Origin of the sequence: Acinetobacter sp. EKM10A, from assembly GCF_011075215.1 — a bacterium.
Taxonomy (GTDB): Bacteria; Pseudomonadota; Gammaproteobacteria; order Pseudomonadales; family Moraxellaceae; genus Acinetobacter; species Acinetobacter baumannii.
In genome coordinates, this window is the sequence record NZ_JAALLK010000001.1 from 261,268 (window position 1) to 273,002 (window position 11,735).

11 protein-coding genes are annotated in these 11,735 nt (G+C 37.9%); 10 read left to right on the forward strand and 1 reads right to left on the reverse strand.

The window, feature by feature from the left end:
- Positions 1–94 precede the first annotated feature (94 nt).
- The 7 genes from basG (at position 95) to basJ (ending at position 7,560) form a co-directional block, all read left to right on the forward strand.
- Positions 95–1,246 (forward strand): acinetobactin biosynthesis histidine decarboxylase BasG, encoded by a 1,152-nt coding sequence (basG, locus tag G9371_RS01200; RefSeq protein ID WP_000603876.1) that lies wholly within the window; start codon positions 95–97, stop codon positions 1,244–1,246.
- A 97-nt stretch (positions 1,247–1,343) separates the two neighbouring features.
- Complete coding sequence (locus G9371_RS01205) at positions 1,344–1,499, forward strand: hypothetical protein (RefSeq protein ID WP_001176134.1); 156 nt, start codon at positions 1,344–1,346, stop codon at positions 1,497–1,499.
- Entirely contained in the window at positions 1,492–3,102 is a 1,611-nt protein-coding gene (barA, locus tag G9371_RS01210) for an acinetobactin export ABC transporter permease/ATP-binding subunit BarA (RefSeq protein ID WP_029424543.1), read from the forward strand. Before G9371_RS01205 ends, barA begins: the two co-directional genes overlap by 8 nt.
- A complete protein-coding gene (barB, locus tag G9371_RS01215; protein ID WP_029424542.1) occupies positions 3,099–4,694 on the forward strand; it encodes an acinetobactin export ABC transporter permease/ATP-binding subunit BarB in 1,596 nt (531 codons plus the stop codon). Before barA ends, barB begins: the two co-directional genes overlap by 4 nt.
- A 71-nt stretch (positions 4,695–4,765) precedes the next feature.
- The gene (gene basH / locus G9371_RS01220; protein ID WP_029424541.1) at positions 4,766–5,500 is read left to right on the forward strand and encodes an acinetobactin biosynthesis thioesterase BasH; all 735 of its coding nucleotides are present in this window, start codon (positions 4,766–4,768) and stop codon (positions 5,498–5,500) included.
- A 10-nt stretch (positions 5,501–5,510) separates the two neighbouring features.
- On the forward strand, positions 5,511–6,266 hold the full coding sequence (gene basI, locus G9371_RS01225) for an acinetobactin biosynthesis phosphopantetheinyl transferase BasI (protein WP_029424540.1): 756 nt from the start codon (positions 5,511–5,513) through the stop codon (positions 6,264–6,266).
- A gap of 124 nt (positions 6,267–6,390) precedes the next feature.
- Entirely contained in the window at positions 6,391–7,560 is a 1,170-nt protein-coding gene (gene basJ, locus G9371_RS01230) for an acinetobactin biosynthesis isochorismate synthase BasJ (protein ID WP_029424539.1), read from the forward strand.
- A gap of 120 nt (positions 7,561–7,680) precedes the next feature.
- On the opposite strand, the gene G9371_RS01235 is transcribed toward basJ, so the two are convergent.
- Positions 7,681–8,928: a L,D-transpeptidase family protein gene (locus tag G9371_RS01235; RefSeq protein ID WP_000498089.1), complete on the reverse strand. Its 1,248-nt coding sequence runs from the start codon at positions 8,926–8,928 to the stop codon at positions 7,681–7,683.
- A gap of 299 nt (positions 8,929–9,227) precedes the next feature.
- Here G9371_RS01235 and hemE point away from each other — a divergent pair, with 299 nt between their 5' ends.
- The 3 genes from hemE (at position 9,228) to G9371_RS01250 (ending at position 11,717) form a co-directional block, all read left to right on the forward strand.
- Entirely contained in the window at positions 9,228–10,301 is a 1,074-nt protein-coding gene (hemE, locus tag G9371_RS01240) for a uroporphyrinogen decarboxylase (protein WP_000209397.1), read from the forward strand.
- A gap of 6 nt (positions 10,302–10,307) precedes the next feature.
- The gene (locus tag G9371_RS01245) at positions 10,308–11,102 is read left to right on the forward strand and encodes a DUF817 family protein (RefSeq protein WP_029424538.1); all 795 of its coding nucleotides are present in this window, start codon (positions 10,308–10,310) and stop codon (positions 11,100–11,102) included.
- A gap of 144 nt (positions 11,103–11,246) precedes the next feature.
- The gene (locus G9371_RS01250; RefSeq protein WP_000914200.1) at positions 11,247–11,717 is read left to right on the forward strand and encodes a DUF3015 family protein; all 471 of its coding nucleotides are present in this window, start codon (positions 11,247–11,249) and stop codon (positions 11,715–11,717) included.
- Positions 11,718–11,735 lie beyond the last annotated feature (18 nt).

An 11,735-nucleotide genomic window follows, 5' to 3' on the forward strand; every position in this document is an offset into this window, starting at 1 on the left:
GACAAATCCTGGTCGCTAAATTTATACATAAAATTTATATCTTTGATAGCGACTCCTTAGACGACTTGTAATCGTCATATTAACGGAGCAAAAAATGATTTTATCGCCTGCTGATCAAGAGAGAATAGAGACGTTCTGGAATTATTGTTTAAAACATCAATACTTCAATATTGGATATCCTGAATCTGCAGATTTTGATTATTCCGCTTTATTCCGTTTTTTCAAATTCTCTATTAATAATTGTGGTGATTGGAAAGACTATAGTAATTACGCATTGAATTCTTTTGATTTTGAAAAAGATGTGATGGCGTATTTTGCTGAAATTTTTCAAATTCCCTTTGAAGAAAGCTGGGGATACGTAACCAATGGTGGCACAGAAGGTAATATGTTTGGCTGCTATCTGGCGCGTGAGCTATTTCCTGATTCCACATTATATTACTCAAAAGATACGCATTATTCGGTGAGAAAAATCGCCAAATTATTGCAGATGAAATCTTGTGTGATCGAATCATTAGATAATGGTGAAATCGACTATGATGATTTAATCCATAAAATAAAAACCAATAAAGAAAGTCACCCCATTATTTTTGCAAATATTGGTACGACCATGACGGGCGCAATTGATGATATTGAAATGATTCAAGAGCGCTTAGCGCAAATCGGAATCATGCGCCGAGATTATTATATTCATGCCGACGCTGCCTTGAGTGGCATGATTTTACCTTTTGTTGATCATCCTCAAGCATTTTCTTTTGCTCATGGCATCGACTCGATTTGTGTGTCTGGTCATAAAATGATTGGCTCACCGATTCCGTGTGGCATTGTTGTGGCCAAACGCCAAAATGTAGAGCGTATATCGGTAGATGTTGACTATATCTCTACACGTGATCAAACCATTAGCGGTTCTCGCAATGGCCATACGGTCTTGTTGATGTGGGCGGCAATACGTAGCCAAACCAATTTACAAAGACGTCAGAGAATTCAACATTGTCTAAAAATGGCCCAGTACGCGGTTGATCGCTTTCAGGCAGTGGGCATTCCTGCTTGGCGGAATCCGAATTCAATCACTGTGGTATTTCCGTGTCCTTCTGAGCACATCTGGAAAAAGCATTATCTGGCAACCTCTGGAAATATGGCTCATTTAATTACTACGGCACATCACCGAGATACACGTCAGATTGATAGCTTAATTGACGACGTTATTTTTGATTTACAAGGTGCCTCTAAACGTACAGTTGGTTTTTAGTCATATCAACCAAGATGATTTAGACAAATCCATATTAATTTTTACAGTCTAGAAAATGATCTAAAAATATTTTGATAGGGTGGTTAGGAAGTTTTTGATGCAATTAAAGTTTTTAAAAAAATACTTTTTATATGATTTTCTTATTCATGCTTTTTTAAAGCCGAAAAAGGCAATTCTTGCTGGTCAATTGAAGCGAGATTTTATTTTAAGTACCGCTTTTTCTATGAATATAAAGAGAGATAAGCATGTCTGATTTAAAGTTATCTCATCTGATGACAGACTCTTCCTTGGCACCTGCACTCAAGCCAGCATTTCCTAAATTATTTGCAGGAACGCTTGCTGCCGTATTTTCTGGTTTAGCCATTTTAACTGCCTTGTGGGGCATGATTCAGTTGATTGGTTATTTATCTTCTTATTGGGTGATCTTTTCAGCGGTTTTTTGGATAGTCGGGGCGGCTCTGGCAGCACTGGCTTCATGGTTAGTGCATGATGCAGAGGCGGGATTTTCGGCACGATTACGTCGTCAAATTGCTCATCATTTAATTCGGTTACCTAACACAACCCTATCAAAACAGGGTGACCAAAACCTAAAACGACTGGTTTCAGACGATATCGCAACCTTACATCATATGGTGGCGCATTTACCGTCGGAAATTGCAATTTTTGCTGTAATCCCTTTAGTTTCTATTGTTTTATTAATTGCTTTGGTTGGTCCGATGGCCCTTTGGGTATTATTACCTGGGGCAATTGCTTCACTCTATTATTTAATTATTGTTCCCCATGTATCAAAACGGGATGGCGCTGCACGTATGCAGGTTATGTTAGATATTATTGGTTCTGCGGATGACTATGCGCGCGGCATTCGTGATAATCGAATATATGGGCAACAATCTGGCGCTTTAACAGCCTATACTCAATCAGCACAAAATTTCACTCAAAATATGGTGTCTTGGGTGAGTAAAGTCGCAACACTTGCTGCTGTTGCCACTGCCTTACTACAAGCTGTTGCAACCTTTGCCATAGCCTATCTCGTGGCTTATCAATACGACAGCATGACCTTGGCTGCAACACTTTTCTTTAGTTTAGCCATCGTAACACCTTCACTACGTTTAGGGCATGGTCTTGATTATGTTGCTGCTGGGCGAGCTGCAGCTACTCGTTTATCTGCTTTCTTAAAAGAGCCAGTAATTTCATCGGGCAATCTACAAAAGATTGAGCAAGATGTAACACTTGAAATAGTGAATGCAAGCTTTGCAATTGAAAATCAAAAAGTATTGGATCGATTAAGTTATTCATTTCCAAAAAATTCAATGACTGCAATTACAGGGCCAAGTGGAGTTGGAAAAACAACCTTACTGCGAGCACTTGCTGGATTAGCCGTATTGCAAGAAGGTGTTGTTCAATTAGCAAAAACAGATATTTTGCAATTACATGAAAAACTAAGACATGAAAAGGTTTTGTTTATTCCACAAGGTGGAGATGTATTACCGACCACAGTAAGAGAAAACTTGTCCTTATCTGCCATTAATGCAAATGATGCACAACTTGAGCAGGCATTACTCAAGGCCCAACTAAAAGTAGATTTAAATGCAGATGCAACTTTACTTTCAGGCGGTGAAAAACAGCGCATAGGAATAGCGCGTGCGTTTTTATCCTCAGCTCCTATTATTTTATTAGACGAGCCAACGAGCGCACTCGACCAGACCAATGCGACAAAAATAATATTGGAGTTAAGCGACTTAGCTAAAAACCAGAATAAAACCATCGTCATGGTCACTCATGATCTTGCCTTAGCTGCTCATGCCGACAACAGGTTAGTGCTTAACGGCCCAACTGACTCAGGGAAATCTTTATGAATACTGCTGCTAAATTAAATAAAGATCAGATTTTTTCGATGCTTCCTCGTGCGGCCAAACAAAAATTAATTATTGTTGGTATTGGATGGATCATTGTTGCAGCAATTGAAGCAATCGCATATACCGTATTGGCATTTGCAATTGTCAATCAATGGTCACCAAGCTGGGTTCTCATCAGTGCAATTGCAGCAATATTAGTGACAGTTATAGTCACTCGTGCTGGCTTCCTTACTGGTGTGCGTTTAGCAGGAGACCTATTTGCTGAGTTAGGCAAATCTTTAGCTCGTGCCAAGCTCTCTTGGTTTACCAATGAACAGCGTGCTCAGATTAAGACAATTGCTGGACAGGGAATTCCTGGGTTTATGAGTATTCCTGCTCATCAATTGCAAACCTTTTTACATGCGCCTTTTATGCCTTTATTTCTCACAATAGGAATAGGCCTGCTTGCCGGAGCAGGCGTAGCATTTGTCGCTTTAGGCTTACTTTTACTCTCTTTATTTGCTCAATTCCTAGCACAACGTGCACTCATGCATATTGATAAAAAACGTAATACTGCCGATTTAGCTGCTTCACAAGCAACGTTGGAATTGGTTGATCATGTTGAGTTATTACGCACAGCCGCGGGACCAGAACGTGCGGTTCAAAGGCTGGAACATCGTTGGGAAGAGCAAGAAGAGACATTAGTACGGATCAACCGTGCTGCTGCATTTGCAAGTTTTGTTGCGACCTTGGCAAGTGTTTTACCCATTGCTGGGATGGCAACATATCTGGTGATCGCTGGAGTCAATCATGCTGCTTTGGTATTGGCATTACTCGTCTTAATTGGACGTGCAGCAGCGCCGTTAGGTGAACTTGCTACCGCAGGGTTGCATATCAATGATTTATTTGCTGCACTACGCAACTTTAATCAGATCACCCATCCACCTGAGTTGCCTGAGCCATTACACCCTCAAATTCCTACTGGCCATCATATTTCGGTACAAGGCGTTAGCTATGCGCCAGCACTTGAAAATATATCTCTCGATATCGCATTGGGGAGCAGAGTATGGGTTACCGGACCAAGTGGTAGTGGTAAGAGTACTTTACTTGAATTGCTTACACGGTTTGATGATCCACAAAGAGGAAAAATTACCCTTGGTGGCATAGCTCTTGATCAAATGAAATATGAAGATTTGGTCTCGAATATCGCTTATGTCACACAAGAACCTATTTTGTTCACAAGTACACTGGCTGAAAATATCCGTTTAGGTAAACCTGATGCAACTGATGATGAAATAGAAAAGGCTGCAAGAGATGCCGCATTAGGGGCAATGATTGACCGTAGTTCAGAAGGAATTAATCAATCGGTGGGTAAACAAGGCACTGCATTGTCCGGTGGTGAACGTCAGCGGGTCGCAATTGCCCGAGCATTACTCAAAAATGCGCCGATTTTAATACTTGATGAAGCAACCTCTGCCTTGGATGAAGAGACTGAGCAGGAAATTGTTACAACGATACGTGCTCTTTCTTCTACGGTTATTTTTGTGACGCATCGTGACTCAGCCATTTGGCAACCGACTCAAACTATCAATTTAGCTTCAACTTCTGTTTAAAAAATAGAGCAGAAACCTGATTTAAGCATTTTTTATAAAAGAAAAATGCTTAATATTTGGAGAATTCTTAAGTGAATAAACATCAATATAATATGTTCTGTTTACCGCCTGCGGGGAGTAGCGCGAGTATTTATCATCCATGGAAAAAGCAGATTTCTGACAATATTCGTATTATTCCTATTGAATATTCGGGGCATAGCATAAAAATAAATGAACCATTGATTGATGATCCTGATCTATTGGCTATGCAAATTGCCAATGAAATACAAGCTTACTCAGACAAGCCATTTATTTTATTTGGACATAGTGTGGGAGGTGGCTTGATTTGGAAAGTACTCAATTATTTGAATGAAAAACCCATAATTGATCAGTTGAGATTAATTGTTATAAGTAGCCGACCTGAGCATCACTATATTCAACATATGCGGTACAAGCATGAGCTAACTGATGAAAAAATTATTGATGAATTAAAGCGATACAATAATTTTCCTGACGAAATTTTAAATAATCAGGATGCACTCACATTCTTTCTCAAAATCATTCGTAATGATTTCTATCTTAGTGATCAATTACTTGGCGAGAAGATTCATAAGACTGAGGTTCCGATCGTTGCATTTTATGGCAAACAGGACCCTGATATTCCTAACAAAAGAATGATGGATGCATGGCAACAACACACAGAAAATTGGTTAGGAAGCATTGAGTTTGAAGGGGACCATTTCTACTTTCTCAATCCCGAAACTCGAGTGAAGATGCTTGAAAACATTGCTGCCATCGTTGAAACATTGACCGTGAATATTGAATAAAGTCCATGCTATGAATACGAAGAAGCAGCTAAGTAGAGGGGCTAATTCATGTCTGGATGAAATAAATATTCAATATGAAAAGCTAACAGCTTTCGGGTTAGATATACATAAAGTCCAGCTCAGCCAAATCAAAGAAATACCTCAGCTTGATCATATCTATCAGGAGCTGAATATATTTCTTCCACCGAATATAAAAAGCTCACGCTTTATTCGTCAATTAGAGTTCTTGACGGGACGCTTAGCAGCAAAATATGCATTACAAAGCCTTAACTTACAAGATTCTATTGTCTATCAAGGTAGACATGGGGAACCCCTATGGCCCGAAGGAATGATGGGTGGGATTAGTCATGTTGGATCAAAAAAATCATGTCATGCCATCGCATATGTTAGAAATAACACGCTTAAAGAAAAAATATTTGGAATCGATATAGAGTCTCAAAAACATCATATTTTTTTTCAAAAAAAAGATGAATTTTATGATGTTTTTCTCAATAAAAACGAGCAAGAAGAAATTGAAAAGCTACTAAAAGATCAAGCATATTTATATTTGATAATATTCTCCGCTAAAGAAAGTATCATTAAGGCATTTTATTTAAAATATAAGCAAATTATTGATTTTAAGAATATAAAATTTAAAGCGCTAGATGGCGCGTTTCTTTATTTTTACCTTAGACAAGAAAGTTTAATCGAGATAACTCTAGAGGTTAAAGTTTATTTTTTTCATACAAATAATGAGATAATTACAATTTCTTGCATTGAAAACTAAATTTGTTATTGATAATAATAATCATTTGCATTAATGTGTGTTTCAGTATTTTTATATCCTTATATTTAAAAAGAAGTACTACAGAATTTGCTTGAAAAAAATCAATGTGAGAGGTGATATACAGATGATGCAGACTCAAATATCAGTAGAGCAAAATTTAGATCATATCGGTCAAAAGAAATTTTCATGTTTTTCTACGAAGAATTATTATCTTGAGGTGAGCGAATTTATTAAAACGGTAAATACACCTGCAGCAAATACGGCACTATTTAATGATGAGATTGCAAAATGTTTTGAAGAAATTAAAAAGCAAGGCCATCAAAATCCAGTTTTAATTGGTGCTATACCTTTTGATATTACAAAGAAAAGTAGCTTAAATTTTTATGCTGATCATAAAAAAATAACACAAGCATCTTCTACGATTAACTCATTAAAAAATCGTAATAATATTGAGATAATTAATAAGTCATTACTCATTCAACGACAAAAATTTGAAGGTACAGTACAGCTAGCTTTAGATGCTTTTGAGAAAAAGAAGGTAGAAAAAGTTGTTCTCTCTCAGGCTGTTGAATATGAGTTTAACCGTCATCAAGAGCCTGAAAATTTATTGGCTGCTTTATTAAAGCAAAATCCAAATGCTTATAATTTTGTGATTCCAGTCGAACATAATAATTATATTCTAGGCGCAAGTCCTGAACTGCTTTTGTCAAAACAAGGGCGTATTGTAACCAGTAATCCTTTGGCCGGTTCTCGTCCTAAATCTCAGATTTCTGAAAAAAATTTCGTCAGCCAACAAGAATTAAATCATTCTGAGAAAGATCAACATGAACATCGAATTGTGGTTGAAAATATTATTAGAAATTTAGCCACTCATTGTGTAGAGCTTAAGGTTTCTGAATTTCCAGATATTTTAGAAACATCAACAATGTTGCATTTATCATCAGAATTCCAAGGTGTGCTTAAACAACAGGCTCCCGATGCCTTAAACCTTGCATTAGAATTACATCCAACCCCAGCAGTCTGTGGCTCACCAACTCATGTTGCTAAGCAGTTTATTTTAGATCATGAAGGTTATGACCGACATTATTACACGGGGTTAGTCGGCTGGATGGATGCGGAGGGTAATGGTGAGTGGGTAGTGACGATTCGATGTGGTCTACTCAGTGAAAATAAAATGCGCTTATATGCTGGTGCGGGGATTGTTGAAGGGTCAGATGCTGAAGCTGAATGGCTGGAAACAGAAGCTAAAATGCAAACCATGTTAAATATTCTAAATACAAAAATTGCTGTGTAATTAGTAAACCTAGGCTGGTTTTATTTTTATAGCCAAAACAATAACTACATATTCTACGGGGCTATGCTAAAAAATTTAATAAAAAAGCCTGCATAAAGCAGGCTTTTTTAATTAAGAGGATTATTCTAAGAATTTAACAGTTACGCCTGAACGTACTTTATTACCTAAATCGTTAGCATCCCAGTTCGTTAAACGGATACAACCGTGTGATGCAGTTTTAGAAATTAAAGACGGGTTTGGTGTACCGTGAATACCAAATGATTTTTTGCTTAAACCAATCCAGATATTACCTACAGGAGCATTTGGACCTGGTGGTAATGAAAGCGGTTTTAAGTTATTGCCTTGTACAAAGTTAGAAGGAGAGTAGCTGTACCAAGGGTTACGTGCTACACCTACTACCTTGTAAGTACCGGTCGGAGATGGCGTATCAGTACTGCCAATTGTTGCAGGAAATGACGCAATCATTTGATTACGGCTGTTAAACAGATACAACTGTTTTGCACCTTTATGCGCAATAATCAAGTGAATATCTTCTGGTAAGTCATTGCGTACATTTGGAACAATGATTTTTTCACCAACTTTTTTGAATGTCGCAGTCGGGTTAATTTTCTTTAAGAAGGCTTCATCAATATGAAACTTCTCGCCCAACATTTCACTTACGCGTGTGTAGTACAAACCTTTCATTTTTGCTTGTAAAGCATAGTCAGAAGGAATTGATTGTGCGTAAGGACCTTTTAAATCGGCATCGGTAATGGTGTATTCAATAAATGCTGGTTTGTTTTGTTTAGCAACAAGCGCATCCCAAGTTTCTTTAGTTAACTCGCCAGTAGGAGATAAACCATTCATTTGCTGGAAAGATGCAATTGCTTTTAATGTATTTTTACCGCTCATGCCATCGATAGCACCCGGTGAAGCATGTGCATTATTAAGCATAACGTGAGCGCGTGCATAAACTGGAAGTTGGCCTTTGCCAATATTTTCATACCACTCAGCGTTGTTTAAGCTATCTAATGTCCATGTAACCGCTGGCGCAGAAGTTGCTGTAGACGCAGTAGCTGTTGTGGTTTTAGCCGTAGCTACTGGCGTTGAAGCGGCAATACCTGAATCAGCATTTTGGTCTTCAGCTTTTTGTAAATTTTGTAATGTTGTTGACGCTCTATTTAGGTCATTTTGTTCTTGTGCAGTAATCTGAGTCTGAGCTTGAGCTTTTACAGTTGAAGCAGCATCTACAGCAAGCGGATCGATCGGATCTTCTACAGGAGCAGATACTTTATTAGGGTTCAGTGGTTGCTCAGTTGTTGACGCAGCCAAAGCAACATTAGCAATAATACAACTTAAACTCATAGCGAGTAATGAGCGAACAAACATGTAATTCAACCTTAAGAATTTTCATATAAGCAATAGGGAAAATCAGATCCTTTAGGCCATAAATTCACCAATCATTCATTCTTATGAATTTAATATTGGCTTATTTGAGACTCGAAGGGATATAAATAAACCCGATGTAACATGCTGCAAGTATTGCAGAAAACGTTTCTTCTTGCAGTAGACTTTTGTGTAAATATGCATTTTTTAGTAGATTGGCAAGTTTTTTGTGTGAAATTGAAATTATAAAAACACTCACCTTTTGTTATGATGCTGCCACATGAAAAAGATAGAGATCGGCAATGACGACACTTAAAAATGATCGTTTCTTACGTGCTTTATTACGTGAGCCTGTAGATACCACTCCAATATGGATGATGCGCCAAGCAGGACGTTATTTGCCTGAATATCGGGAAACACGCTCAAAAGCTGGTGACTTTCTATCTTTATGCAAAAATACAGAGTTTGCTTGTGAAGTGACTTTACAGCCTTTGCGTCGCTACGATTTAGACGCAGCAATTTTATTTTCAGATATTTTAACTATTCCAGACGCATTAGGGCTTGGACTATATTTTGAAACTGGAGAAGGTCCGAAGTTTCATAAAACGGTACGTACTGAACAAGATGTGGCTAACTTACCTAAGCTTAATGCTAAAGCCGATCTTGATTATGTGATGAACGCAGTAAGTACGATTCGTTCTGCTTTAGGTGGACAAGTTCCACTGATTGGTTTTTCGGGTAGTCCTTGGACACTGGCGACTTATATGGTTGAAGGCGGTTCAAGCAAAGAGTTCCGTTTTACCAAGCAAATGATGTATGCGCAGCCGGAAGTTTTGCATGCGTTGCTCGACCATTTAGCAGATTCAGTCATTGACTACTTAAATGCGCAAATTGATGCAGGCGCTCAGGCAATTCAAATCTTTGATAGTTGGGGTGGGGCTTTAGCACACCGTGAATATGTAGAGTTCTCTCTTAACTATATGAAGAAGATTATCGCGGGCTTACAACGTGAAAAAGATGGACGCCGTATTCCAGTGATTGTGTTCACTAAAGGTGGCGGTCAATGGTTAGAACCAATGATCACGACAGGTGCCGATGCATTAGGGCTGGACTGGACGACACCATTAAATACGGCTCGAACCACGGTGGCAGGTCGTGTTGCCCTACAAGGGAACCTTGACCCGGCTGTTTTATATGGTTCGGCGGCTTCAATTGAAAAAGCTGTAAAAGCAATGTTAGATGATGCTTATGCAAACGGTGAGAAGACCGGTTACGTTGCTAACTTAGGGCACGGAATTACCCAATGGGTAGATCCGGCGCAGCCAAAAATCTTTGTAGATACAGTACATGAGTATAGTGCTAAATATCTAGGATAGTTTTTTGTGCAATATCTGTTTTTACCTCTTCAATTTATTGGCAAGGCTGTTTCGGCAGCCTTGTTTGGTATTTTGCTTCTCATCGCTTTTGCCCTAACTGCGTCGATGGGAAGCCATGAATATATGGGTTTTTATCGTTATGATTATTTACTCATATATGCACTGATTATTCAGATATGTCTCTTATATTTAAAACTTGAATCATGGGCAGAAGCCAAAGTTATTGCTTTATTTCATGTCATGGCGATGGCCATGGAAATATTCTTGACTCATCCTGCGATTGCTTCATGGCAATATCCGCAGCCTGCGGTATTTAAAATTTTGACTGTGCCTTTATTTGCAGGCTTTATGTACTCTGCCGTAGGTAGTTTTTTTGCACGCTCAATACGTCTACTACAAGTTTCATTTGAAAAACTTCCGAGTTTTGGAAGTATGCTTTTACTGGCATTTTTCTCATATATAAACTTTATGAGTAAATTTTTTGTACCCGATATTCGCTATATTTTATTTGCCATCAGTGTTTTTATTTTTTGGAAAACAAAACTTTATTTCCACTTAAATGAGCATAAATTTAAAATCCCGATGTTGCCTGTATTGTTTACACTCGCTTTTCTGATCTGGATTGCTGAAAATATTAGTACCTTTTATAAAATTTGGCTTTATCCAAGTCAGGTAGAGGCTTGGCATATGGTGGGGTGGGGTAAACTTGGATCATGGTATTTATTATTGCTTTTGAGTTTAGTGTTAGTACTTAAAATATTAGGTCATCGAGATAATCAAGGTAATTGGAATTTAAGATAAATTTTTCTTTTACACTTTTTATCATATTATTTATTTTTTAATTGCTAAATGATTGGCTTATCGCTATCTTTAATATCGTGTAATAAGAATTACACATAACAATACATAAGAAACAATCAATAATGATTTTGGAGATATACATCTATGTTAAAAAAATTAGCTTTAGCTGCTTTGTTAGCAGCTGGTTCAAGTGTTGCTATGGCTGATAACGATGTAGGTTGTGGTGTGGGTACGCAAGTATGGGCTGGCCAAAAAGGAGTGGTGCCTAAAATTCTTGCTGCAACAACAAACGGTATTTTTACTAACCAATTATTAGGTATTACTTTCGGTACTTTAGGTTGCCGTCAAGGTGGAACAGTTACAGCACAAGTTGTTACTTTCACAAATGAAAATGCAGAAGCTTTAGCGCGTGACATGGCTGTAGGCCAAGGTGAAAGCCTGAATGTGCTTGCTGAGTTAATGCAAATCAAACCACAAGATAAAGACCGTTTCTTCAAAGTTTCAAAAGCAAACTTTGGTGAAATCTATTCAACAAACAACCAAAACACACTTCAAGTATTAGCATCATTACAAAACGTAATGGCTAAAGACGAAGTTTTAAAAGCTTACGTATAAGTTTGAAATTGAAAACCC